The organism is Pseudomonas sp. GW821-FHT09A09, from assembly GCF_059418405.1.
Genome location: NZ_JBWKPU010000008.1, coordinates 198,421 through 222,491 on the forward strand (window position 1 = coordinate 198,421; position 24,071 = coordinate 222,491).

At 60.6% G+C, this 24,071-nt stretch carries 19 protein-coding genes and 1 pseudogene; 7 read left to right on the forward strand and 13 right to left on the reverse strand.

Annotated elements, in window-relative coordinates; all coding sequences use genetic code 11:
* Positions 1–294: 294 nt before the first annotated feature.
* The 7 genes from AC07OV_RS09610 to rplU all read right to left on the reverse strand — a co-directional run bounded on the left by AC07OV_RS09610 (position 295) and on the right by rplU (position 5,916).
* The gene (locus tag AC07OV_RS09610) at positions 295–1,398 is read right to left on the reverse strand and encodes an NADH:flavin oxidoreductase (protein WP_495092116.1); all 1,104 of its coding nucleotides are present in this window, start codon (positions 1,396–1,398) and stop codon (positions 295–297) included.
* A 200-nt stretch (positions 1,399–1,598) separates the two neighbouring features.
* On the reverse strand, positions 1,599–2,081 hold the full coding sequence (locus tag AC07OV_RS09615) for a glutathione peroxidase (protein WP_494996585.1): 483 nt from the start codon (positions 2,079–2,081) through the stop codon (positions 1,599–1,601).
* A gap of 101 nt (positions 2,082–2,182) precedes the next feature.
* On the reverse strand, positions 2,183–2,647 hold the full coding sequence (locus AC07OV_RS09620; protein WP_015885841.1) for a CreA family protein: 465 nt from the start codon (positions 2,645–2,647) through the stop codon (positions 2,183–2,185).
* A gap of 15 nt (positions 2,648–2,662) precedes the next feature.
* The gene (proB, locus tag AC07OV_RS09625) at positions 2,663–3,781 is read right to left on the reverse strand and encodes a glutamate 5-kinase (protein ID WP_494996584.1); all 1,119 of its coding nucleotides are present in this window, start codon (positions 3,779–3,781) and stop codon (positions 2,663–2,665) included.
* 111 nt (positions 3,782–3,892) lie between these two features.
* Complete coding sequence (gene cgtA / locus AC07OV_RS09630) at positions 3,893–5,116, reverse strand: Obg family GTPase CgtA (RefSeq protein WP_176996947.1); 1,224 nt, start codon at positions 5,114–5,116, stop codon at positions 3,893–3,895.
* Positions 5,117–5,309: 193 nt separating this feature from the next.
* The gene (gene rpmA, locus AC07OV_RS09635) at positions 5,310–5,567 is read right to left on the reverse strand and encodes a 50S ribosomal protein L27 (RefSeq protein WP_003176049.1); all 258 of its coding nucleotides are present in this window, start codon (positions 5,565–5,567) and stop codon (positions 5,310–5,312) included.
* A 34-nt stretch (positions 5,568–5,601) separates the two neighbouring features.
* The gene (gene rplU / locus AC07OV_RS09640) at positions 5,602–5,916 is read right to left on the reverse strand and encodes a 50S ribosomal protein L21 (protein WP_007950961.1); all 315 of its coding nucleotides are present in this window, start codon (positions 5,914–5,916) and stop codon (positions 5,602–5,604) included.
* A gap of 239 nt (positions 5,917–6,155) precedes the next feature.
* On the opposite strand from rplU, the gene AC07OV_RS09645 reads away from it, so the two are divergent.
* The 3 genes from AC07OV_RS09645 to AC07OV_RS09655 all read left to right on the forward strand — a co-directional run bounded on the left by AC07OV_RS09645 (position 6,156) and on the right by AC07OV_RS09655 (position 8,095).
* Positions 6,156–7,124, forward strand: a complete 969-nt coding sequence (locus AC07OV_RS09645) for a polyprenyl synthetase family protein (RefSeq protein ID WP_176996946.1) — start codon at positions 6,156–6,158, stop codon at positions 7,122–7,124.
* A gap of 211 nt (positions 7,125–7,335) precedes the next feature.
* Positions 7,336–7,677: a zinc ribbon domain-containing protein YjdM gene (locus tag AC07OV_RS09650; RefSeq protein WP_017735022.1), complete on the forward strand. Its 342-nt coding sequence runs from the start codon at positions 7,336–7,338 to the stop codon at positions 7,675–7,677.
* 160 nt (positions 7,678–7,837) lie between these two features.
* Positions 7,838–8,095 (forward strand): PA4570 family protein, encoded by a 258-nt coding sequence (locus AC07OV_RS09655; protein ID WP_003194088.1) that lies wholly within the window; start codon positions 7,838–7,840, stop codon positions 8,093–8,095.
* Between the two features lie 151 nt (positions 8,096–8,246).
* On the opposite strand, the gene bamJ is transcribed toward AC07OV_RS09655, so the two are convergent.
* Positions 8,247–8,864 (reverse strand): BamJ family beta-barrel-assembly machinery protein, encoded by a 618-nt coding sequence (gene bamJ, locus AC07OV_RS09660; protein WP_106578202.1) that lies wholly within the window; start codon positions 8,862–8,864, stop codon positions 8,247–8,249.
* A 176-nt stretch (positions 8,865–9,040) separates the two neighbouring features.
* Here bamJ and AC07OV_RS09665 point away from each other — a divergent pair, with 176 nt between their 5' ends.
* The 3 genes and pseudogenes from AC07OV_RS09665 to AC07OV_RS09675 all read left to right on the forward strand — a co-directional run bounded on the left by AC07OV_RS09665 (position 9,041) and on the right by AC07OV_RS09675 (position 16,822).
* Entirely contained in the window at positions 9,041–14,737 is a 5,697-nt protein-coding gene (locus tag AC07OV_RS09665; RefSeq protein WP_495092117.1) for a membrane-targeted effector domain-containing toxin, read from the forward strand.
* A gap of 300 nt (positions 14,738–15,037) precedes the next feature.
* A pseudogene (locus AC07OV_RS09670) lies at positions 15,038–15,967 on the forward strand (methyl-accepting chemotaxis protein); the annotation flags it as partial.
* 39 nt (positions 15,968–16,006) lie between these two features.
* Complete coding sequence (locus AC07OV_RS09675) at positions 16,007–16,822, forward strand: methyl-accepting chemotaxis protein (protein WP_495092125.1); 816 nt, start codon at positions 16,007–16,009, stop codon at positions 16,820–16,822.
* Between the two features lie 643 nt (positions 16,823–17,465).
* Here AC07OV_RS09675 and AC07OV_RS09680 read toward each other — a convergent pair.
* The 4 genes from AC07OV_RS09680 to AC07OV_RS09695 all read right to left on the reverse strand — a co-directional run bounded on the left by AC07OV_RS09680 (position 17,466) and on the right by AC07OV_RS09695 (position 21,682).
* The gene (locus AC07OV_RS09680; protein WP_494996582.1) at positions 17,466–17,834 is read right to left on the reverse strand and encodes a glyoxalase superfamily protein; all 369 of its coding nucleotides are present in this window, start codon (positions 17,832–17,834) and stop codon (positions 17,466–17,468) included.
* A gap of 157 nt (positions 17,835–17,991) precedes the next feature.
* Positions 17,992–19,458, reverse strand: coding sequence for an N-acyl-D-amino-acid deacylase family protein (locus tag AC07OV_RS09685; RefSeq protein ID WP_495092118.1), 1,467 nt, complete (start codon positions 19,456–19,458; stop codon positions 17,992–17,994).
* 1 nt (position 19,459) lies between these two features.
* Positions 19,460–20,320: a MurR/RpiR family transcriptional regulator gene (locus tag AC07OV_RS09690; protein ID WP_495092119.1), complete on the reverse strand. Its 861-nt coding sequence runs from the start codon at positions 20,318–20,320 to the stop codon at positions 19,460–19,462.
* A 12-nt stretch (positions 20,321–20,332) separates the two neighbouring features.
* A complete protein-coding gene (locus tag AC07OV_RS09695; protein WP_256349852.1) occupies positions 20,333–21,682 on the reverse strand; it encodes a GntT/GntP/DsdX family permease in 1,350 nt (449 codons plus the stop codon).
* Positions 21,683–21,943: 261 nt separating this feature from the next.
* Here AC07OV_RS09695 and AC07OV_RS09700 point away from each other — a divergent pair, with 261 nt between their 5' ends.
* Positions 21,944–22,336, forward strand: coding sequence for a lysozyme inhibitor LprI family protein (locus tag AC07OV_RS09700; RefSeq protein WP_176996938.1), 393 nt, complete (start codon positions 21,944–21,946; stop codon positions 22,334–22,336).
* Positions 22,337–22,430: 94 nt separating this feature from the next.
* Here AC07OV_RS09700 and AC07OV_RS09705 read toward each other — a convergent pair whose 3' ends face one another.
* Positions 22,431–23,876, reverse strand: coding sequence for a SulP family inorganic anion transporter (locus AC07OV_RS09705; protein ID WP_495092120.1), 1,446 nt, complete (start codon positions 23,874–23,876; stop codon positions 22,431–22,433).
* Positions 23,877–24,071: the final 195 nt, after the last annotated feature.

Sequence of the window (24,071 nt, forward strand, 5' to 3'; positions counted from 1 at the left end):
TGTCTGAGTCGCCGCTATCAAACTGCATATGTCGGGAACGCCGCTCCGATTATGGCCACCCATAACTCACCTGCCTGGTGAAGGTGGGCACCCCATAATCTGAAAGAGTTTTTTATGTCGACACACATCAGCGCAGCAGCGACTCACAGCAATTGGCACTTCAGCACTCCAGGGACTACGGGCAATCCAGCGCAAACGCCCGAGGCACACCACCCGCAACAGTGGCATCGCCCGCGCCCATCCCGGCCGGATTACCCACATACCCGGCCCCTCTCCAACGCCCAACGGGCCTGATCACACCAATGTGGTCAACGCCTCACGACTGAACGGCAGGATGTCACCCTCGCGCCCTTCGCGCACCTTCACCGCCCAATCCGGGTCCACCAGCAGGGCTCGGCCCACGGCAACCAGGTCAAACTCGTCGTTATTCAAACGCTCCAGCAACTTCTCCAGACTGGCGGGTTGCGCGACCTTATCGGTATTGACCATGAACTGCAGGAACTCGCCATCCAGGCCGACGCTGCCCACGGTGATGGTCGGCTTGCCAGTGAGCTGACGGGTCCAGCCGGCCAGGTTGAGGTCGGAACCTTCGAATTCCGGCTCCCAGAAACGGCGAGTGGAGCAGTGGAAAATATCCACACCCGCGTCAGACAACGGCTTGAGGAACTCACCCAGCGCCTCAGGGGTTTGCACCAGGCGTGCGGTGTAGTCCTGCTGCTTCCACTGGGAGAATCGGAAGATGATCGGAAAATCCGGGCCGACGGCGGCACGGGTGGCCTTGATCAGTTCGATGGCAAAACGCGAGCGATTGGCCAGGCTGCCACCGTATTCGTCGGTGCGCTGGTTGCTGCCTTCCCAGAAGAACTGGTCCACCAGGTAGCCGTGGGCACCGTGGATCTCCACGCCGTCCATGCCGATGCTCTGGGCATCCTTGGCGGCCTGGGCGAAGGCGTTGATCACGTCCTTGATGTCTTGCGTGGTCATGCCGTGGACGACCACATTGCCGTCCTTGAGTTTTTCCATTGGGCCGTAGGCCGGCACGGTGGCATCAGGCTCGGTACCGATACGGCGCACGCTGCCCACGTGCCACAACTGCGGGACGATCTTGCCGCCCTCGGCGTGCACGGCGTCGACCACTTTCTTCCAACCGGCCAAGGCAGCTTCGCCGTAGAAGTGCGGCACATTCGGGTAGCCATTGGAAGCCTGGTGGCCGACCACAGTACCTTCAGTGATGATCAGTCCCACGCCGGCAGCGGCGCGACGACGGTAGTACTCGATCACTTTGGAGTTAGGCACGCCACCCGGAGAGAACGAGCGGGTCATCGGCGCCATCACGACACGGGTCGACAGTTGCAATGCGCCGAGCTGGAAGGGTTTGAACAAGGCTTGCACAGGCATGGGAGCACTCCACGTCAGAGGGATTTATGATGTGGATAATATGGAGAGTGCAACGTGCTGGATAGCACTATTGATTTGGGTGATTAAGGGATAAAAGCGGCGCAAGCTCTGTAGGAGCCGGCTTGCCGGCGATAGCGCCCTCAAGCCTTGTATTGAATAGGGGCCTCATCGCCGGCAAGCCGGCTCCTACAGCGAGGGTTTCAGCTCAGGGCTTTTTCGATGGCCTGGACAATCGTTGGATCATCTGGCGCGGTACGCGGCGAGAAGCGCGCAAGCACGCGGCCATCCTTGCCCAGCAGGAATTTTTCAAAGTTCCAGGTGATATCGCCTGGAAACTCAGCGCCCTCGCCCGCCAGCAAACGGTACAACTGATGACGGTCATGGCCATTGACGTCGAGCTTGCTGCCCAGAGGGAATGTCACGCCGTAGTTCAAGCCGCAGAACTCGCGGATCTCCTCTTCGGTGCCTGGCTCCTGGCCGGCAAACTGGTTGCACGGCAGGCCAAGCACGGTAAACCCCTGGTCCTTGTATTGCTGGTAGAGGTTTTCCAAAGCCGCGTATTGCGGGGTCAAACCACATTTGGAGGCCACATTCACCACCAGCACTACTTGCCCCTTGAAGGGCGCCAGCGGTAGCTCTTGTCCGTCCAAAGCTTTGAGTTTCAGGTCGTGGAAAGCACTCATGACGAACTCCAGATATCCCATGTTCTTCGCATTGCGGCGCTTCGAGATTACAACCCGCAAGCCTGCAATCATAGCCGTCGATTGCAAAACTCGCCTGCGGGTTACTGAGCGGTCGGCCAGGGCAGAATCGGAATCGCGGTCACCGCGTTTTGCGGGCTGCCTTCGATCAAACGGTCGCTGTACACCAGGTAAACCAGGGTGTTGCGCTTCTTGTCGAGGAAGCGCACCACTTGCATGGTCTTGAACACCAGGGAGGTGCGCTCCTTGAACACTTCATCGCCGTCCTTGAGCTCGCCCTTGAAGCGGATCGGGCCCACCTGGCGGCAGGCAATCGAGGCTTCGGCGCGGTCTTCAGCCAGGCCCAGGCCGCCTTTAACGCCACCGGTCTTGGCGCGCGACAGGTAACAGGTCACGCCGTCGACCTTGGGGTCATCGAAGGCTTCGACGACGATCCGGTCGTTGGGGCCGACAAATTTGAACACGGTCGACACCTGGCCGATTTCTTCGGCCGAGGCCAGCAGCGGCATGGCCAGCAGCAGGCCAAGTAATCCCTTCATTACGCGCATCGTGTATTCCTTTGGTTAGACCAGGATCAGGTTGTCGCGGTGAACCAGTTCCGGTTCCGCCATGTAACCCAATAGTCCGACAATCGCATCGGACGATTGTCCAATGATTTTCTGGGCTTCCAGGGCGCTGTAGTTGGCCAGGCCACGGGCGATCTCACGACCATCCGGCGCAACGCACACCACCATCTCACCACGCCGGAAGCTGCCCTGCACCAGCTTGACGCCGACCGGCAGCAGGCTCTTGTTGCCTTGGGACAATGCAGACACCGCACCATCGTCCAGCACCAGGGTGCCCCGGGTTTGCAGGTGACCGGCCAGCCATTGTTTGCGCGCCGCCAGCATGCCGCGTTCCGGCGACAGCAGCGTGCCGATGCGCTCGCCGGCCTTGAGGCGGTCCAGCACGCGCTCAATGCGCCCACCGACGATGATGGTATGGGCACCCGAGCGCGCTGCCAGGCGTGCCGCGCGCAGCTTGGTCTGCATGCCGCCACGGCCAAGGGCACCGCCGACGCTGCCGGCCACGGCGTCCAGGGCCGGATCGTCGGCGCGGGCTTCGTAGATCAACTGGGCATCGGGGTTGTTGCGCGGGTCAGCGTCAAACATGCCATCGCGGTCGGTGAGGATCACCAACAAGTCGGCTTCCACCAGGTTGGCCACCAGGGCGGCCAGGGTGTCGTTGTCGCCAAAACGGATTTCGTCGGTGACCACGGTGTCGTTTTCGTTGATCACCGGGATGACTTTCAGCTCTACCAGCGCGCGCAGGGTACTGCGGGCATTGAGGTAGCGCTTGCGGTCGGACAGGTCGTCGTGGGTCAGCAGGATCTGCGCCGTGTGGCGGCCGTGCTCGGCAAAGCTGGATTCCCAGGCTTGCACCAGGCCCATCTGGCCGATGGCGGCGGCGGCTTGCAGTTCGTGCATCGCGCTGGGTCGCGCGGTCCAGCCGAGGCGGCTCATCCCGGCAGCAACCGCCCCGGACGACACCAGCACCAACTCCACACCGGCCTCATGCAAGGCCACCATCTGCTCAACCCAGACGCCCATGGCTGTGCGATCCAGACCTTTGCCATCCGCCGTCAACAGCGCACTTCCGATCTTTACGACCCAGCGCTGCGCACCTGTCACTTTGCTCCGCATCATCTTCAACCTTAGATTGAGGGCTGCGCGACCCAGCGCGGCCCATAACGTTAAACCCGGATACTAAAACGCCGCTCTAAAAGGAGCGGCGTTCAAGTTTACTGCAACGAATCAGTCGCGCACGTAAATGATTTCCGGACCGTCTTCATCATCCACGTCTTCTTCGTCCCAATCGTCGTCGCCGATGTCATGGACCGACTTCACGCCGCTGCGGCGCAGGGCACGCTGGTCGTCCAGGGCCTGCAGCTGGGCGCGGGCTTCGTCTTCGATGCGCTGGTCGAGTTCGGCCAGTTCGGCCTTGAACACCGGGTCGGCCGCCAGGCGGTCGGCGCGGTCTTCCAGGTAGCGCATGATGTCGCGGGTCAGGCGCTCAGTGCCTTCTTTGGCGATGGCCGAGATCACGTAGACCGGGCCTTCCCACTCCAGGCGGTCGACGATTTCCTTGACGCGCGCCTCGTGCTCTTCTTCGAGGATCTGGTCGCATTTGTTCAGTACCAGCCAGCGATCACGCTCCGCCAGGGACGGGCTGAACTTGGTCAGCTCGCTGACGATCACTTCAGCGGCGTCCGGTGCGCTGGTGTCATCCAGCGGCGCCATGTCCACGAGGTGCAGCAGCAGACGGGTGCGGGACAAGTGCTTGAGGAAGCGAATCCCCAGGCCAGCGCCGTCAGAAGCACCTTCGATCAGGCCGGGAATGTCGGCGATCACGAAGCTTTTCCAGCGGTCAACACTGACCACGCCCAGGTTTGGCACCAGGGTGGTGAACGGGTAGTCGGCGACTTTCGGCTTGGCAGCCGAAACCGAGCGAATGAACGTACTTTTACCGGCGTTCGGCAAGCCCAGCAGGCCCACATCAGCCAGTACTTTCATTTCCAGCTTCAGGTCACGCTGCTCACCCGGCTTGCCAGGTGTGGTCTGGCGCGGCGCACGGTTGGTACTGGACTTGAATCGGGTGTTACCCAGACCGTGCCAGCCACCTTGCACAACCATCAGCTTCTGGCCGGCCTTGGTCAGGTCGCCGATCACTTCCTGGGTAGCGGAGTCGATGATCGTGGTGCCGACCGGTACACGCAGTACCAGGTCTTCGCCTTTCTTGCCGGTGCAGTCGGTGCTGCCGCCGTTGGAGCCACGCTCGGCATCGAAGTGCCGGGTGTAACGGTAGTCGACCAGGGTGTTGAGGTTTTCGTCGGCCATCATGTAGATGGAACCGCCGTCACCACCGTCGCCGCCGTTCGGGCCACCGTTTTCGATGAATTTTTCGCGACGGAAACTCATGCAACCGTTACCGCCGTCGCCTGCTTTTACTCGGATGGAAACTTCATCAACGAACTTCATAACAAAACGCCTCTCGTCGCGTGGACGAGCTTAAGAAACCAAGACATAAGACTCTTGCAAAAATGAGCGCAGCGACCTCAATCAACGACCGCAAAACCAGCGCTTGAGCCCATCACAAACAGCTTTGCAAGAGACTCACCCCACAAACGAAAAAGCCCCGTCGCAAGACAGGGCTTTTCCAGCGATCTCGCAATTAAGCTGCGACAACGCTCACGTAACGGCGGTTGAACGCGCCTTTTACTTCAAACTTGATCACGCCTTCGATTTTCGCGAAGAGAGTGTGATCTTTACCCATGCCTACACCGTAACCGGCGTGGAATTGGGTGCCGCGCTGACGCACGATGATGTTGCCCGGAATGATTTTCTGGCCGCCATACATCTTCACGCCAAGGCGTTTGGCTTCTGAGTCGCGACCGTTACGGGTACTACCACCAGCTTTTTTGTGTGCCATGAGTCAATTCTCCTAGTGAGGAATTAGGCTGAAATTAAGCCTGAATACCGGTGATTTTGATCTCGGTGTACCACTGGCGGTGGCCCATACGCTTCATGTGGTGCTTACGACGACGGAACTTGATGATGCGGACTTTATCGTGACGACCTTGGGAGATCACTTCAGCCACAACGGTAGCGCCAGCAACAACTGGAGCGCCGATGTTCACGTCATCGCCATTGGCGACCAACAGAACGCGATCAAAAGTCACGGATTCGCCAGTAGCGACTTCCAGTTTTTCGATCTTCAGGTATTCACCTGGGGCGACCTTGTATTGCTTGCCACCAGTAACAATTACTGCGTACGACATGGTATTTCTCCGATAATCCTGCTCACCCAGCGCTTTATAAGAAAAGGTATTGGCTGGCATGGCTGCATGGGATGGACGTCCCGAATGCAATTGCGTAAGGCAGGTGCTGCCCAGGAAGTTCAGGGTGCGCGATTGTACGCAAGCCAACATCGTGTTGCAAGGGGCCGTCTATCGCGCCTTGACACCCGGGGGTGAGGGTCCTAGCATGCCGCGCAACCCTTCTGGAGCGACTGTCGCTGATGCAACCCCAAGCTTTCTACCGCGCGGTCGCGGACGATTTTAGCGCCGTCGACGGCATCATCAAGCAGCAGCTGACGTCTAAAGTGCCGCTGGTCTCCAAAATTGGCGACTACATTACGTCGGCGGGCGGCAAACGCCTGCGTCCTTTATTAGTGTTGCTGTGCGGCAAGGCCCTGGGCCGTGAGGGCGATGACCTGCGCCTCTTGGCCGCCACCATTGAGTTCCTGCATACCGCTACCCTGCTGCATGACGACGTAGTCGACATGTCCGGCATGCGCCGTGGCCGCGAGACCGCCAACGCAATGTGGGGCAACGCCCCTAGCGTTTTGGTGGGTGATTTCCTCTATTCGCGCTCCTTCGAAATGATGGTCGAGCTGGGCTCGATGCCGGTGATGAAGATTCTTTCACAGGCCACACGTATCATCGCCGAGGGCGAAGTGTTGCAGCTGTCGAAGGTCCGCGACGCCAGCACCACCGAAGAAACCTATATGGAAGTGATTCGCGGCAAAACCGCGATGCTCTTCGAAGCCTCGACCCACAGTGCCGCCGCATTGTGTGGTGCCACCGCCGAACAGGCCGAAGCGCTGCGCACCTTTGGCGACCACCTGGGCGTGGCGTTCCAGCTGGTGGACGACCTGCTCGACTACCGTGGCGATGCCGAAACCCTGGGCAAGAACGTCGGTGACGACCTGGCCGAAGGCAAGCCGACCCTGCCGCTGATCTACACCATGCGCGAAGGCACGCCGGAACAGGCCGCCCTGGTGCGCAAAGCGATCCAGAAAGGCGGGATCGAAGACCTGGAGGCCATTCGTGCCGCCGTAGAGGCTTCGGGCTCTCTGGATTACACCGCTCAATTGGCGCGCGATTTCGTCGCCCGCGCCATCCAGTGCCTGGAAGTGATTCCGGCCAGCGAGTACCGGGATGCCCTAGTTGAGCTGAGTGAATTTGCGGTAGCCCGCACTCACTGACCCGGCCCCATGTAGGAAAGGGCTTGTGTGGGAGCGGGCTTGCTCGCGAAAGCGGTGTATCAGTCGGTATATGTGCTGACTGAAACCCGCTTTCGCGAGCCAGCCCGCTCCCACATTTAGTTTGTATTGCCAGCTCAAGACTGCGTCCTCCCTCGCAATAAACCCTATATAATGTGCGCCCTTTAGCCATCCTGACTCTCAAGGAGCCTTAGTGAGCACGTTGCCACCCTGCCCGAAATGCAATTCCGAATACACCTACGAAGACGGCGCCCAGCTGATCTGCCCGGAATGCGCCCATGAGTGGTCCGCCAACGGCGAGACCGAAGCGGCCGGCGATGAAACCGTGAAGAAAGACTCCGTCGGCAATGTGCTGCAGGACGGCGACACCATTACCGTGATCAAGGACCTCAAGGTCAAGGGCACCTCCCTGGTGGTCAAGGTTGGCACCAAGGTCAAGAACATCCGCCTGTGCGACGGCGACCACGATATCGATTGCAAGATCGACGGTATCGGCCCGATGAAGCTCAAGTCCGAGTTCGTGCGCAAGGTCTGAACCTGCTGCTTCCATCCCGCGCCCGTCGCGGGATGGCGTTTCGCTCTCCCCGTTGATCCCGCGCAATATCCACACAGAAAAATCCAGAATCCGCCAATAGGCACTTGCTATTCCACGAATAAGAATTATTCTCATTGAAACTCATCAAGGAGAATGATTCATGACGTATTTGATCGATGCCTGGCTGGATCGCCCACACCCTTACCTGCGGATCCTGCATCGGGAAACCGGTGAAGTCTGTGCCGTACTGGAAGAAGAAGCGCTGAATGAACTGCAGGACCAGGGCGACCTGGACGTGAACGGCCTGAGTTCCAGTGAGCCTGGGGTGCTGAAGGAAGTGGTGCGCAATCTGTTTCTGTTCTGCTATGCCCGAGCATTGCGCCCGGCCACGGAGTTGAATGGCAAGTTCCATCCATGAAGCAAACTGTACGGTCTTTGGGAATGGGCTTTATGTGGGAGCGGGCTTGCTCGCGAAGCGGACAACACGGTGTATCAGACAGACCGCGTTGATGCATTCGCGAGCAAGCCCGCTCCCATACAAGCCCAACACCCGCAGTAATCAGCAGGTCTTACAGAACGTCGAGCAGCTCGACGTCAAACACCAGAACGCTGTGCGGCGGGATGCTACCAACGCCTTGAGCGCCGTAAGCCAGTTCACTCGGCACGTACAGGCGCCATTTGCTGCCGGCATTCATCAGTTGCAGGGCTTCGGTCCAGCCAGCGATCACGCCGCCGACCGGGAATTCTGCAGGCTGGCCGCGCTCGTAGGAGCTGTCGAACACAGTGCCGTCGATCAGGGTGCCGTGGTAGTGAGTACGCACTTGGTCTTCACGGGTCGGCTTGGCGCCAGTACCGGCAGTCAGCACTTCAAATTGCAGGCCGGAAGCCAGGGTGGTGATGCCATCACGCTTGGCGTTTTCAGCCAAAAATGCCAGGCCAGCGCCAGCGGCCGCTTCAGCCTTGGCAGCCGCTTCGGCTTGCATGATTTCGCGGATGACCTTGAAGCTGGCAGCCATTTGCTCTTGGTCGACACGGCTTGGCTTGCCGGCGAAAGCGTCGGTCAGGCCGGCCAGGATCGCGTCGATGCTCACGCCCGGTGGCGGGTTGTCGCGCAGTTGGTCGCCCAGTTGGCGGCCAATACCGTAGCTGACGCGGGTTTCGTCGGTGGACAGATTAACTTCGGACATGAAGGTGCTCCGCTGTAGGAAGGCACGATTTACCGTGCCCTCCAGATCTAAAAGGGCCAGCAGACTAGCACACAACACCCAACCTTGATGAGCGCCACGGCATAGCTATCTACAGCCGGGCACAAGCCGCCGCCGCCCATGCTGGTGATTCCATTCATCACCCTGGGACCGTACCGATGAGTACGCAGAATAACCCGCTAGCCCTGCAACAAATCCATAGCCATCTGCTGGAAATCGATCCGACACTGCGCCCTTACAGTCGACGCCCCGTCACCCTGCCAGCCGAGCGGCTGGCACTGGACACCCTCAACACCGCCCTCAAGCGCATCAACCTGGCCTACATGACCCAGGCCAGAGCCTTTTACCAAACACTGGACCTGACCGACCCCAGCCAACTGAGCCAGCTGAAAACCCGCCTCGACACCCAACTGCAAGATCTGGACGACACCAGTGCCGTCAATGGCCAGAGCCGCAAGACCTACCTGACCGACACCGCCGGCATCAAAGCGCTGGAACAGGAGACCCGGCTTAACGTCAGTGATGCCCTGCTATCCCCCTCCGACCTGCAGATGCTGGAAGACTGCTCCCGCCCTCCGGCACTACGCCCCGGCCTGTACGCCTTGACCTTCGATTACCAGGACGAGCGCATCGAGTTTGCCGGGGCGTTCGTGCTGACACGCCAGGCCAACCCAACTGTAGACCGCCTGAGCGGTGACACGAACGTTGGGCCGGTGCTGCTCTTCACGCCCTCACGCGGGCTGGAAGCCTTCGCTACCTTGCAAGACCTCGACCGTGGCCTGCTGCAAGCCATGACACCGCGCAGCGGCCATGCTGAATTCAGTCGTCATTTGCCAGTGCGGTATCAACACTTGGCCGTCACCGATATCTGGCCGCTGGCACTGCAACCGATCACAGGTCAACCGCTGTTCGAATACGCCTATCAAGCCCTGCTCGAAAAGCGCAAAAAAGACATCCTCCACGCCCTGGCCTTGGCCGAGAACGCTCAGCTGAACGCCACCCAACTCAAGCAGCACCTCGACGACGCGCTCCACGCCGCGCTGCCCGACCTCACTGCCCGCTTGGACTTTCGCGCGCAGCGCCTGCTTGAGCGCAACCTGTTCAACGCCCTGCCCGACTGGTATCGCAGCGCCAATACGCTCGAGCGCACGACCATCGACCAGCAGCTGCACCACTACAACAGGGCTCGCCAGACTTTCCTCGACCTGTTCGGCCCCGCCGCGACCCCTCAAGCACTGGCCCGCCATCAATGGGCCGAGCAATTGGCCGATGAGCTGGATATCCACGACCTGGACCCAGACCTGCTACACATCACCACCGTTCGTACGGTGCCTCAGGTCGGCACCTACAACCAGCAACGCTCATTGGTGGAATTGACCTTGCGCGGTGTGCATCCCGGTGACAGTACACCCGGCTCAGCGTTTCTGGAGCGCAGTACCCTGACCTACGCCGGTGCGCCGCTAGGTGTGGCCCACGCCCACCTCAACGTGCAAACCCTGATCACACTGCTGCAAGACCTGCAACCGCGGCTGGACTTCGCCAGCACGCTGAAAACAGCACTGGCCACGCCACAGATCAAGCTGGCTGCCTGCAACTTCTTCGATCAGCGCCTCGTACTCATGGCCCACATCGCCAGGCTGCAAGGCCATCTGGCCCCGGATGATTTTCGAAGTTTCGAAGACCTGCAAAAACACCCGAGCCAACAGTTGCATGCCCAGACCGTGCTGCTTCACGGCGCACAACTCAAGGACCTGTGGCTGCTGCGCGAAGAAGACGGCCAGGGCCGGATCACGCGCTTGCTGCTGTGTACGCCCGATGCGCCGAGCGCCCAACAGTTCATCGCATTCCGCACGCTACGTGAGTGCCAGACCCACATCATCGGCTGGACAGCCAGTACGGCTCGCCTCAAGGGGCGCAGCATGAGCGATTACCTGCTGGAACAAGTGCCGCTGCGTTTCAAGCCAAAGATGCGTGACTTCCTGCGCAGTATCAGCCTGCGCCCTGACGCCAACGAGCACCTGGAAGTAACCTTCGGCACACCAAGCACCTATACCGACTGCCTGGAAGCGATAGCCGCGCACCAACTGACGATACAGTTGGATGACTATGAGTTCAGCTCGCCGGGCTGGTACCGCAAGGCCTCTGCCAATGACCGCAGCCGCCTGGCAAACCTGTCCGATGATGCCGCCGGCGCACTGAGTGTCTACAACGCCAGGCCGGACGCAGAAGCCAGTGTCCCTGCGTTTGAACGCTACCTCCACGAACAAGCCAGGCTCAGTCTCAACCGGCTGCTAGGTCGTCAGCAAAACGATATTGACCCGGACACAGTGTTCGCCTACGCCCCCAAACCACTGATCGGCGCTGCCCCGGCGCCGGTGTCTTACACCACACTGTATCGAGACGGGTATGAGGATGGCATCGGCTTTATCAATGAAAAGTTTTCAGCCTCCGCGACCTTTCGCGGCCCGCCCGGTGTTGACCTGAGCCCGTTGACAGCACAGAACGTCGCACGCTCCGTCACAGGCGTGTGGATCGGCCAACGCTACACCGACGAAATCCGCCGGCGCCTGCAAAACAGTGACAGCCCGGGTTATGACAAACGACGCAATGCCGTGCTGGCAATCATACAGCTACAAATGAAAGGCGCCGCTCTGGAATCCTGCCTGCAAGGGCACCTCACTCAGGCTGACCTGGCCTGGCTGGAGAAAGCCATTGACGGTCTGTCCGACAGCGGCACCCTCGAGCGCAACACCTACAGGGTGCACCGGCTGTCCATTGATGGGGACTGGGTGATCGGCAACTACCTGTTCAGCCACGGCGACAACCCGATATTGCTTTACACACCTGATGCGCCGGATGGCATTGGTTGGCGCGAGGCCAGGCTGTTCAACTACCTGCTCAAAAAAGTCGAGGGCATGCCTGCTTACTGGGGCGCGCGGGTACCGTTGCCGTCAATGGCACGGGTTGCACAGTTCCTGGAAACCGCTCGTGAAGGGTTGCCGGTAGAGATCGACCGCACCACCCCGAGCCCTGCACGGCATGACAATATCCAGCACATCACACCGCTGACCGATCTGCGCCATGAGTTCTACAACATGAACCTGCAACGCAAGATTGATGACGTGCACGCCACTACGGCCAATCGGCTTCAGATGATTACCGGTATTCTGTGGACCTGCGTCGAGTGGCTGACCGCCGTGGCCACCATGCCCTTCCCGTTACTCAGCCTGACCCTGGGCGGGCTGCTGGCCTTCAAGGACGCCATGCTTGCCCTGAATGCCTACCACCAGAACGACAAAGACAGCGCCCTGCAACACTACCTCGGTTACCTGGCCAACGTGAGCGGCGCGCTATTGTTCGACGTACGTCCAGCGTTCAAGGGCGTCTTCAAGTCACTGCGCCCGACGATCCACACCAGCACGCAAGCCGTCGACAAGGCGCTGATCAACCAGATGACGATGCTCAAGCCCGAGGGTATGCAACCGGTGTTGTTTGACGGGAGTTCACTGTGGGCGGCAAATACCCCGGATGCATTGGGTCGCTATTTGCTCTATCGCCATGACCCGCAGAGCGGCCAGTTGCTGTCCACTGCACGGTGGGTCAACCGCAATGCCGATGGCCAATGGGTGCGTTCCGGTGTGATCGGTGGCGGGCGCAAGAAGTACGAAAAACTGCTGGCCGATGAGAGCAGCCCGCTGGAAGTATTCGACGTAGCGCCCGACCAGGCCAAGACCTTCCGCGCGTTGTTCGACCCGGAGTTCAAGACCTATTTTCAGGATATGGAGGCCGACTTTGCCGGTGCAGCCCAAGGTAAGGTCTTCACCGAAGCGGCCCCCTTGCGCACGGCGTACGCCAAACAGATCGAGCTGCTGACCCAGCGCGCCGAGGCGTTCTTTTCGGCGTTGCCCGTCGCCGCGCCCAAATCCCCCTTGCCCGTGTTCGCGGTCGAAGCCGCACCTGTGGATATCCTCAAAACCCTGTTCAATCGCAACAAGCGCCTGATCATCGGCGCCCTCGACAGCTCCATTGCCAGCAAACAACTGTTGATCGAACAATTGCCTGCACTGGCCGAACAGGGGCTCAAGCGCGTCTACATCGAAAACCTGCCCCGCGACCTGTTCCATCGCAAGCTGAAGGTCCTCAACAACCAGCTCGGCGGCAGCAAGGCCTATGCGCTGGCACAGGTCGAACAACATCTGATGCAAGTCGATCGAACCCTGGGGCTCACCGCCGATGCCCCCTTCACTTATCGAAAATTGCTGCTGGAGACCCAACGCTTGAATATCGCCCTCGATGGCATCGACGGGGCCGCCTCGTACCATATGGAGCACGTACTGGCTCTGGGGGATGGTCCGCGCTTCATTCCCCGCAGCAGCAAGCTGCGCAATTTCTACTCCCACTCGGTGATTGAACAAAACCTGAAAAACAACCCCGGCGAAGGCTGGGTGGCGCTGGTGGAGTCCAGCCGCCTGGGTACTTATGAACAGGTCGCGGGCCTGGCAGATCTGCAAAACACCCCGGCCCTGCGGGTTGAAGATGCCGCCCCCGGCCAACGCATCGGCGTATGGCCCGACACCGCCACTAGCGCACAATCCCGCGGTGATTTCACCCTGGCCCTGCCAACCACCCACGTCACGATACGCACACCCAGCACATCGGGCACGCCGGCAATCGCTGTCAGCCACTACGCCGTGTTCGACCTGCCCTCAGGCATTCGCAGCGATATCAACCTGATCAGGCAGACCCATCGCGGCCTCGACACTCGCTACTCAATTTCCACCCCCCGACATGCTGCCGCGCAATCTACCTTCAGCCAAACCCGGCAGCGGCTTTCGGACGAGGCCAAAGCATTTTTCAGCGATTTCACAGTGCCCCCACGCAATGTGCCGGCAAACCTGGCCACGACCAGCAGTGAAACCGTGTTCATCGAGCGGCTGTACCAACAAAAACTCGGGCTGGTCATCGGCGAAGCCCACAGTGCCCGCGCCAGCAAGCGGCTGCTGATCGACAACTTCAAGCACCTGAAAAAACAGGGGGTCAAGACGCTATACATGGAGCATCTGCTCACCGACCTGCACCAGGCCGCACTGGAGACTTACCAGCGCACGCTGAAAATGCCGCGCATTCTGGAAAATTACCTGCTCGGTATGGACGCCGGCCATATGCCGCAATACCAGGGCCCGGACAGCTTCACCCAGGTGGTCAAGGCTGCCAATAAACACGGGATCCGCATCCGCGCGCTGGACTGCACCGCCAGCTATCACGTCAAAGGCCTTAGTGGGGAAAACAAGCGCGCCCAGCTGTTCAGCTACTTTGCCAACCAGGTGATCAGCTCGGACCAACAGGCCCTTGGTCCGCATAAGTGGGTGGCGTTCATGGGCAGTGCACACACGGACATGTATGTCGGTGTACCGGGCATCGCGCAGTTGCAGGATGCCGTCAGCCTCCATGTGCGTGACACCACACCGCAATTGGCCAAGCCATTGCATAGCGCTGGCTGGCAATCGGTTGATGACAGCTACGGCGTGGCCTTGCGCAGCGACTACCGCGTCGAAGTGGGCATTGCAGGGCGGCCGCAGCCCCTCCCCGTCGAACCTCCGCCGGACCGCAGCAAGCTGACGGCACCCGGGCACTTCTTCATCGAGCGCCCCAACGCTAACGAGGTCAACCTGGTGCATTTTTCACGTAGCAATGAAATTCTCACCACACCGATTCAAATCGACGAAAAGGGCCAGTATTTCGTTGCGCGCTGGGAAGCCTTCAGCCAATTACGCTTCTACTATCTTTCTCAATTGGTCGAAGCGCTCAAGGCCTCCCCTCCAAGAGGCATGGGGCTGACACTAGTGGCGGGATAGGCCGCCAGCCCCCTGCCCGTTCATCGGGCAGGGTGCCTGTTTTAACCCCCCAGCCGAAAAAGTCATTTCAGAATCATGTATCGCCGCCGATACCCATCTACTTACTTTGGCTGGGTCAAACAACAACACCGTCCAGCAGACAAACATCAACTTGCGGAGCATTCGATGAACAGCTGGTTCGGCAACATCAGCGTCAACCTCAAACTGGGCCTGGGCTTCGGCCTGGTACTGGTCCTCACCTCGATCCTGGCCTTGACCGGCTGGACCAGCCTGGGCGGCCTGATCGATCGCAGCAACTGGATGAGCGACATTACCCAGCTCAACGCCTCGCTGACCAAGCTGCGCATCGTGCGCCTGCAATACATGCTGGCCAACGGCGACGAAGCCGTGGCGCAGAACGTACAGACCAACCTCGACGCCTTCGCCGCCCAGCAACAGAAACTGCTGGACAGCTTCAAGAGCCCGGAAAACCTCAAGCTGCTCAACGAGCAGAAGACCATCATCACCGCGTACCAGCAGTCCCTGAACAAGATGCGCGAGGCCTACCGCAACGGCAGCGCTGCGCGCCAAGTCATGGGCGACAAGGCAGACATCGCCAACGCACAGATCAACGCCCTGGACACCAGCGTGCAGCAAATGCCCGAGAGTGCCGAGCGCTACACGCAATACCAGGCCGTGACCAATGCCAAGGAAGACTTCCAACTGGCTCGCTACGAAGTGCGCGGCTACACCAACAACGTCAACGCCGAAACCGAAGCCCGCGCCGCCGCGCAAATCGAGAAAGCCATCAGTGGCTTGAAGCATCTCAGCGCCGCGTTCGGCAGCAGCCAGCAAGCGGCATTGGCCTCGCTAGAGACCGCCCTCGGCGCTTACCGCACCGCCGTGCAAAGCTACAAGGCCGCCAACGCCAACATCGTCACTGCCCGTGCCGAGATGACCACCCAGGGCACTGACATCGTTTCGATCAGCGATAAGCTCTACGACATCCAGCTCGACCGCCGCGACGCGGAAAGCGCCCAAGCCCGCAGCCTGCAACTGATCAGCACATTGCTGGCCCTGCTGGTCGGCATCGTTGCCGCCCTGGTCATCACCCGCCAGATCACTCGCCCTCTGCAAGACACCCTGGCCGTGGTTGAACGCATCGCCTCGGGCGACTTGAGCCACAACATCCAGGTGACCCGCCGCGATGAGCTGGGCGTGCTGCAACAAGGCATCCAGCGCATGGGCACCACCTTGCGTGAGTTGATCAGTGGTATCCGCGACGGCGTGATGCAGATCTCCAGCGCCGCCGAAGAGTTGTCGGCCGTGACCGAACAGACCAGTGCAGGCGTGAACAGCCAGAAGATCGAGACCGATCAAGTGGCCACTGCCATGCACGAGATGACCGCCACCGTGCAGGAAGTGGCGCGCAATGCCGAGCAAGCTTCTCAGGCCGCGTCCGACGCGGACGGCCAAGCCCGTGAAGGCGACAAGGTGGTGGCCGAAGCCATCGCTCAGATCGAGCGCCTGGCCGCCGAAGTGGCGCGCTCCACGGACGCAATGACGCACCTGCAGCAAGAGAGCAACAAGATCGGCAGCGTGATGGACGTGATCAAGGCCGTGGCTGAACAGACCAACCTGCTCGCCCTCAACGCTGCGATCGAAGCCGCGCGGGCCGGTGAGGCCGGCCGCGGGTTTGCCGTGGTCGCCGACGAAGTGCGCGGCCTGGCCCAGCGCACGCAGAAGTCCACCGAGGAAATCGAAGGCCTGGTCGCCGGTTTGCAAAACGGCACGCAGCAAGTGGCCAACGTGATGAACAACAGCCGCAGCCTCACCGACAGCAGCGTCGAACTGACGCGCAAGGCCGGTGTGTCACTGGAGAACATCACCCGTACGGTGTCGAACATCCAGTCGATGAACCAGCAGATTGCGGCCGCCGCCGAGCAGCAGAGCGCCGTGGCGGAAGAGATCAGTCGCAGCATCGTGAATGTGCGGGATGTGTCGGAGCAGACCGCAACGGCGAGTGACGAGACCGCCAAGTCGAGTGTGGAACTGGCGCGTTTGGGCAGCCAGTTGCAGCAGATGGTCAGTCATTTCCGGGTCTGACAAACCAAAAAAGCCGCCTCGGCATGCACCGAGGCGGCTTCACTTCTCAGGCCTTACAGGTCATCGAAGCTGTCCCGCAGGAATGTCCACACGTGATAAACACGCAAGGCATTCACTACGAGGTCCCACGTACGTCGTGCAAACTTAGACATACTCGGCCCTCCCTAGGTTGGGCCTTACCTCCAGCGCACTTACCGGAACACGTGAGCCTTCGGACGCGAGTCGATTGCGTCCATTGAGGTGGCCGGGCTAATGGTCCTTCCGCATCAATCCGGCACGGATTACTAGCCCGTGGCGGTCGGTCCAGAATTCGCGCGCATACCCGGCTCACCCAAAAAGCGACAAACGCAGAACGGGGAAGATCCTAACGAAGATCCTCGTTTGAGGTGTGTCCGACAGTGGTCAAATATCCAGTATCTTTCGCTGGATTCATTACAAGTTTTTGCAGTTGAGCCTGTGCAGAAAAAATGCGGTAAAGCGAGCTTTATCAGGCATCGCTCGGCCTTGCGTGATGAAATGACGGGCGTTAGTATCTGCCTGCGGGTCGATTGCGTCCTTTGAGAGTGCAACCCCAGCCACTAACTGGGTTTGCAATAAAAAACCGCCCTTACTAAGGCGGTTTTTTATTGCCTGCGATTTCCCCTCAGCCCTCGCCTTCCTCGACAAACACGACCCGATTCCCAAACGGGTCCTTGATGCTCATCTCACGCGAGCCCCAGGGCGTTTCTTCAACCCCAGGCTTGGCATACCGGTAGTCCTTGCCCACTAACTGCTGCTGATAGGCATCCACCCCTTGCGCCTGGATCCGCACCGCTGCGCCCGGTGACGCATCGCCATGGTGCTCGGACAAATGCAGTACGCAATCGCCCAGCGAAACCTGCAAATACAGCGGAAAATTCGCCTCGAAGCGATGCTGCCAATCCACCTTGAACCCCAGGAAATCGACGTAAAACTCCAGCGCCTTGGCCTCGTCGAAAATCCGCAAAATGGGGGTGACTTTTCCTAAGTGCATGCATCCGCCTCCGTGCCTGAAAACCACAACTATAGGGGGTTCCATTGTTGAATGGCAGACCGCAATCGCAGGCAGCTCCCCCAGTGGAGCGCATTCATCCAGCCCCACCCCGATCCACTGTGGGAGCTGGCTTGCCTGCGATGAAGGCCAAACCGATCTACCGACCCGCCACGAACCCACCCCGCAAATCCCCACTGCGCGCCAGGAACCGCCCCGGCCTTTCGCCGTTCGCCTGCCCTTCGCTGTAGCTCAATACGCCGTTGACCCACACGCCATCAATGCCCTCTGCCGCCCGTTGCGGTTCCTTGAAGTCCGCCACATCACGTACGCGCAACGAGTCGAACAGCACCAGGTCAGCCCAGTGCCCTTCGCGGATTTCGCCACGCTCGGATAGCCCAAAACGTGCGGCCGACAGCCCGGTCATCTTGTGCACGGCGGTATGCAACGGGAACAAGCCGACATCCCGACTGAAATGCCCCAGCACCCGTGGAAACGCCCCCCACAAACGCGGATGCGGGAACGGATCCTCCGGCAGCCCATCCGAGCCCACCATCGACAAGGGATGCGCCAGAATACGCCGCACGTCCGCCTCATCCATTCCGTAATACACCGCCCCCGCCGGTTGCAGCCGGCGTGCAGCATCCATCAGCGAAACATCCCACTCGGCGGCAATAGCCTGCAAATCACGCCCGCCCATCTCCGGGTGTGGCGTCGACCAGGTGATGGTGATGCGAAACGCATCGGTAACCTGCTTGAGGTCCAGCGTCGAAGAACTCGCCGCATACGGGTAGCAATCGCAGCCTACCGGATGGGTTTTCGCCGCGTGCTCCAGCGACGCCAACAGCTGTGGACTACGCCCCCAGTTACCGGCGCCAGCACACTTGAGGTGGGAAATGATCACCGGCGCCCTGGCATGCCGGCCGATCAGGAAGGCCTCGTCCATCGCCTCCAGTACCGGTTCGAATTCACTGCGCAAATGGGTGGTGTACACCGCGCCAAACGCCGTCAGCTCTTCACTCAGTTGCAGCACTTCATCGGTCTCGGCGTTGAAGGCACTGGCGTAGGCCAGGCCTGTGGATAAACCGAGGGCACCGGCTTCGAGGCTTTCTTGCAGTTGCACACGCATGGCCGAAATTTCATCCGGCGTGGCGGTGCGATGCAGGTCATCCATATGGTTGCTGCGCAAGGCCGTATGGCCGATCAGCGCGGCGACGTTGACCGCAGGGTGAGCACTCTCCACCGCCGCACGGTAGTCGGCAAAACGCGGGTAGGTGAACGCCGCGCGTGTGCCCAACAGGTTCATCGGGTCCGGTGGATCACCGCGCAAACTGACCGGCGAGGCACTGATGCCACAGTTGCCGACAATCACCGTCGTAACCCCTTGGCTGAGCTTGGGCAGCATCTGCGGATGGCGGATCACCACCGTGTCATCGTGGGTGTGCACGTCGATAAAGCCCGGCGCCAACACGCGCCCCGTCGCGTCCACTTCATGAGTGGCCGTCGCCTCGGATAAATCACCGATGGCCTCGATGCGCCCCTCGCGCACCCCAACGTCAGCGACATAACCGGGCGTGTTGCTGCCATCGATGATCAGCGCCTGGCGAATCAGCGTGTCGTACTTCATGTCAGTCTCCAAGCGGCAGGCTGTCGGGGCCGCCGCGATAATCGTCCAGGGCCAGCTTGATCCGGCGCAGGCGCTCCTGGTTGTCGTCCGGCATGGCCAGCGCCAGCTCGGTGGCGAGCAGGTCGATGGCCAGCAGCATTCCGTAGCGCGCCGCCGTGGGTTTGTAGATAAAACTGGTTTCGGCCGGTTGCAGCGGCAGCACCACGTCGGCCAGTTCGGCCAGTGGGGAACCGGCAAGGGTGATGGCGAGGATGCGCGCGTCGTAGTTGCGCGCCAGCCTGACCACGTCCAGCAGCTCCGGCGTAAGGCCGGTGAGCGAGCACACGATCAACGCGTGCTCAGGGCCCAACGTCGCGGCAGTGACCCGCATCATCACCGGGTCATGGCAGGCGGCAATCGAATAACCCAGGCGCACCAGGCGGACCTGCAACTCATCGCTGCACAGGCTCGACGGGCCGCCCATGCCGAACGCATGGATCATCCGCGCCTTGCCCAACAGGCTCACCGCATCGGCAAAACTCGCCTGGTTGAAACCCGACAAATGCTGGCGCAGGGTCGCCTCGATATCCCCCAGGATCTGCCGATGAAACGCCGACTGTTCCGGCAACCCCGACGGGTCCAGGAAGCGGCTGCCCACCCCACTGGCCTGGGCCAATTGCAGGCGCAAATCGCGCAGATCCCGACAGCCCACACTGCGCGCAAACCGCGACAGGGTGGCCGTGCTGACCTCGGCCCGTTGCGACAACGCTTCCAGGCTGGCCGACGCGGCAAAACCCACGTCCTCAAGCATCAGCTTGGCGATGCGCCCTTCACCGGCACTGAAGGAATCCTGGCGGGCGCGGATCTGGTAGAGGATGTCCATGGGGTCTCCGGGTTACAGGATGCAGGACAGACCATAGGTCAGACCGAAGGCGACCACTGAAATCAGGGTCTCCAATACAGTCCAGGTCTTGAAGGTCTGGATCACCGTCATATTGAAGTATTCCTTGATCAGCCAGAAGCCGCCGTCGTTCACGTGGGAAAAGATCACCGAGCCCGCGCCAGTGGCCAGTACCAGCAATTCGGGGTGTGGATAACCCAGGCCCACGGCCACAGGTGCAACCACGCCGGACGCGGTCGTCATCGCCACAGTGGCCGAGCCCGTAGCAATACGCATCAGCGCAGCAAACAGCCAACCCATTACCAATGGCGACAGATGAAAGGCGTGGGCCAAACCGAGGATTTCGTTGGTAACGCCCGCGTCGACCAGGATGCGATTCAAACCACCGCCCGCGCCCACCAGCAAGGTGATACTCGCGGTCGGTGCCAGGCACTCATTGGTGAACTTGAGAATCGACTCGCGATTGAAGCCCTGTGCAATCCCCAAGGTCCAGAAGCTCACCAAGGTCGCCACCAGCAACGCGATCACCGAGTTGCCGATAAACAGCAGGAACTGATTGAAGCCGGTGCCCGGTGTGGAAATCACATTGGCCCAACCACCGATCATCATCAGCACCACCGGCAGCAGAATAGTGCCCATGGTCAGCGTGAAGCTCGGCAGGCGAGTGCGCGGTTCGCGGTCGATGAACTGACGTTCCAGCGGGTTTTCGGCCGGCAAATGAATGCGCGGCACGATAAATTTGGCGTAGACGGGCCCGGCGATGATTGCCGTAGGAATGCCGATCAAAATCGCATACAGCACGGTCTGCCCCACTGACGCGTTGTACGCCAGCACCGCCATCATCGCCGCCGGGTGCGGCGGCACCAGGGCATGCACCACCGACAGGCCGGCAACCATCGGCAAGCCGACCATCAGGATCGACACGCCCACGCGCCGCGCCACGGTAAAGGCAATCGGCACCAGCAGTACAAAACCGACCTCGAAAAACAGCGGCAACCCCACCAGGAAGGCAATGCACACCATGGCCCAATGGGCGTTTCGCTCGCCAAACCGGTTGATCAGCGTGCGCGCCACCTGCTCGGCGCCACCGGACTCGGCCATCATCTTGCCCAGCATGGTGCCCAGCGCCACGACCAGGGCGATGTGCCCCAGGGTCTTGCCGACGCCCGCTTCGTAGGAGCCCATGATGGTGTCGGCCGGCATGCCAGCCATCAGCGCCAGGCCAATCGACACCAGGGTGATGACGATGAACGGGTTGAGCCGGTAACGTGCAATCAGCACGATCAATGCAATGATGGCGATGGCAGCGTATGCCAATAGCCCGAAGCCCGGTGATGCGGCCATGCGGTACTCCTCGGAAAGGGTCACGTCGATTTGTTGGTGAAACTCATAAATCATTACCGAGGAGTATTTTCAATTTTTATGAAAGTAATTTTCGCCCACGAATAAGCGCTGTCGCTTGGGGATATGCCAGGCGGCCGTTCATGAAAATCCGGAGGGTGTTTTTACATGAAGTTTTTTGCGTGCCGAAACTCAATGGCCGGGGCCGAGTCTCAGATTGCGGCGCCCTCACCGCCCAGTACTCACGACCAGGAAATACAGACAATGAATCGCAAAGCCCTGCTAGTTCCTTTTGCCGCCAGCGCCCTGCTGCTCGCCCTGTGCGGCAACGCGTCGGCCGCCGATAACCCGGCGCTGAAAAAATGCATGGATGGCGCCAATACCACTGCGGACATGGTCGGCTGCAACACCAAGGAGGCCAAGGTGCAGGATGACCGACTGAACAAAGCCTACAAGACCGCGCTGGCCGCCCAGGAAGGCGATCGCAAACAGAAGCTGCAAGACGTGCAGCGCCTGTGGATCAAATACCGCGACGCCAATTGCGGTTTCGCCGGCAGCGCCACCGGCGGCACCATCGACCAGGTCAACGGCACCGGCTGTGTGCTCGACATGACCCAGACCCGCGCCCAGGAACTCGAAGACCTGGTCGGGCCGTAACCCCAACTGTAGGAGCCGGCTTGCCGGCGATGAGGCCCTCAATATCAACGTTGATAGTGAGGCAGCCATCGCCGGCAAGCCGGCTCCTACAGGGTCAGTCGTGGTGGACCTTGGCGCGTTTGAGCAGCTTCTTGCACCGCTCGGACAGGTGCAGCACCCGCAGGTGCTTGCCGGCCTTGGTGTAGCGTTCGCGCAGGGTCATCAGCGCAGCAATCGCTGAATAGTCGACAAAGCTCAGGTGACGGCAATCCAGCGTCACCTGGGCCGGATCGTTGGCCGGGTCGAATCGGTTCAAAAACGGCGTGGTCGAGGCGAAGAACAACGTGCCGTGCACGCGGTACAACTTGCTGCCATCGGCTTCCAAGTGCTCATCGGCATACAGCTCCCGCGCCTGCTGCCAGGCGAAGTTCAGCGCCGCAATCACGATCCCGCACAGCACTGCCGTGGCCAGGTCGGTGAACACCGTGATCACCGTCACCGCCAGAATCACCAGCACATCGTTGAGCGGCACCTTGTTGATCACCCGCAAGGACGCCCAGGCGAACGTCTGCTGGGACACCACAAACATCACCCCCACCAGCGCCGCCAGCGGAATCCGCTCGATGAACGGCGACAGAAACAGGATGAACAACAGGATCATCACCCCGGCGAACACCCCGGAGAAACGCCCGCGCCCACCGGAGCTGAGGTTGATCACGGTTTGCCCGATCATCGCGCAACCGCCCATGCCGCCAAACACACCCGAGACCATATTCGCCGCGCCCAGGGCCACGCTTTCGCGGTCGGGGTAGCCACGGGTCTCAGTGATTTCATCGGTGAGGTTGAGGGTGAGCAGGGTTTCCAGCAGGCCAACCATGGCCATCAGGAACGCATAGGGCGTGATGATGGCGAGGGTTTCCAGGGTCCAGGGAACCTGCGGCAGCGCGAAGGTCGGCAGGCCACCGGCGATGTGCGCCATGTCGCCCAGGGTCCGCGTGGGCAAACCGAGCAGGTACACCGCCAGGCCTACGCCGAGGATCGCCACCAAGGCCGGTGGCACGGCGCGGGTGATACGTGGCAGCAGATACACGATGGCCATGGTCACCAGCACCAAACCGATCATCACGTACAGCGGCGTGCCGTTGAGCCAGTGCTCACCGCTCTTGAAGTGCTCCAGTTGCGCCAGCGCGATGATGATCGCCAGGCCGTTGACGAACCCCAGCATCACCGGGTGCGGCACCATGCGCACCAGCTTGCCCAGGCGCAACAGGCCAAAGGCGATCATGATCAACCCACCCAGCAGCACCGTGGCCAGCAGATACTCGACACCGTGTTGCACCACCAGCGCGACGATCACCACCGCCATCGACCCGGCTGCGCCCGAGACCATGCCCGGCCGGCCACCGAACAACGCCGTGAGGGTGCAAATGATGAAGGCGCCGTAGAGCCCCATCAGCGGGTTGAGGTGGGCCACCAGGGCAAAGGCGATGCATTCGGGCAGCAGCGCGAACGACGTGGTGAGGCCGGCCAGGGCATCGGCGCGCAGACGGGAAAGGGTCATGAGGTACCAGGGTAATGCGGGGATAAGGCCGGGGATAGTACGGAATTGAGCGGATCAGAACCAGTAGGAGCCGGCTTGCCGGCGATGGCTACCTCAAGGCCAGCGGCGATCTCAAGGGCCTCATCGCAGGCAAGCCAGCTCCCACATTTTGATTTGTGAACACATTCGAGTGTGGGAGCTGGCTTGCCTGCGATT

Bases quoted from the DNA above. Each gene is read 5' to 3' on its own strand.
- AC07OV_RS09610 (WP_495092116.1), bottom strand. From the start codon at position 1,398: ATGCCTGTGCAAGCCTTGTTCAAACCCTTCCAGCTCGGCGCATTGCAA.
- AC07OV_RS09615 (WP_494996585.1), bottom strand. From the start codon at position 2,081: ATGAGTGCTTTCCACGACCTGAAACTCAAAGCTTTGGACGGACAAGAG.
- AC07OV_RS09620 (WP_015885841.1), bottom strand. From the start codon at position 2,647: ATGCGCGTAATGAAGGGATTACTTGGCCTGCTGCTGGCCATGCCGCTG.
- proB (WP_494996584.1), bottom strand. From the start codon at position 3,781: ATGCGGAGCAAAGTGACAGGTGCGCAGCGCTGGGTCGTAAAGATCGGA.
- cgtA (WP_176996947.1), bottom strand. From the start codon at position 5,116: ATGAAGTTCGTTGATGAAGTTTCCATCCGAGTAAAAGCAGGCGACGGC.
- rpmA (WP_003176049.1), bottom strand. From the start codon at position 5,567: ATGGCACACAAAAAAGCTGGTGGTAGTACCCGTAACGGTCGCGACTCA.
- rplU (WP_007950961.1), bottom strand. From the start codon at position 5,916: ATGTCGTACGCAGTAATTGTTACTGGTGGCAAGCAATACAAGGTCGCC.
- AC07OV_RS09645 (WP_176996946.1), top strand. From the start codon at position 6,156: ATGCAACCCCAAGCTTTCTACCGCGCGGTCGCGGACGATTTTAGCGCC.
- AC07OV_RS09655 (WP_003194088.1), top strand. From the start codon at position 7,838: ATGACGTATTTGATCGATGCCTGGCTGGATCGCCCACACCCTTACCTG.
- bamJ (WP_106578202.1), bottom strand. From the start codon at position 8,864: ATGTCCGAAGTTAATCTGTCCACCGACGAAACCCGCGTCAGCTACGGT.
- AC07OV_RS09665 (WP_495092117.1), top strand. From the start codon at position 9,041: ATGAGTACGCAGAATAACCCGCTAGCCCTGCAACAAATCCATAGCCAT.
- AC07OV_RS09675 (WP_495092125.1), top strand. From the start codon at position 16,007: ATGCAGATCTCCAGCGCCGCCGAAGAGTTGTCGGCCGTGACCGAACAG.
- AC07OV_RS09680 (WP_494996582.1), bottom strand. From the start codon at position 17,834: ATGCACTTAGGAAAAGTCACCCCCATTTTGCGGATTTTCGACGAGGCC.
- AC07OV_RS09685 (WP_495092118.1), bottom strand. From the start codon at position 19,458: ATGAAGTACGACACGCTGATTCGCCAGGCGCTGATCATCGATGGCAGC.
- AC07OV_RS09690 (WP_495092119.1), bottom strand. From the start codon at position 20,320: ATGGACATCCTCTACCAGATCCGCGCCCGCCAGGATTCCTTCAGTGCC.
- AC07OV_RS09695 (WP_256349852.1), bottom strand. From the start codon at position 21,682: ATGGCCGCATCACCGGGCTTCGGGCTATTGGCATACGCTGCCATCGCC.
- AC07OV_RS09700 (WP_176996938.1), top strand. From the start codon at position 21,944: ATGAATCGCAAAGCCCTGCTAGTTCCTTTTGCCGCCAGCGCCCTGCTG.
- AC07OV_RS09705 (WP_495092120.1), bottom strand. From the start codon at position 23,876: ATGACCCTTTCCCGTCTGCGCGCCGATGCCCTGGCCGGCCTCACCACG.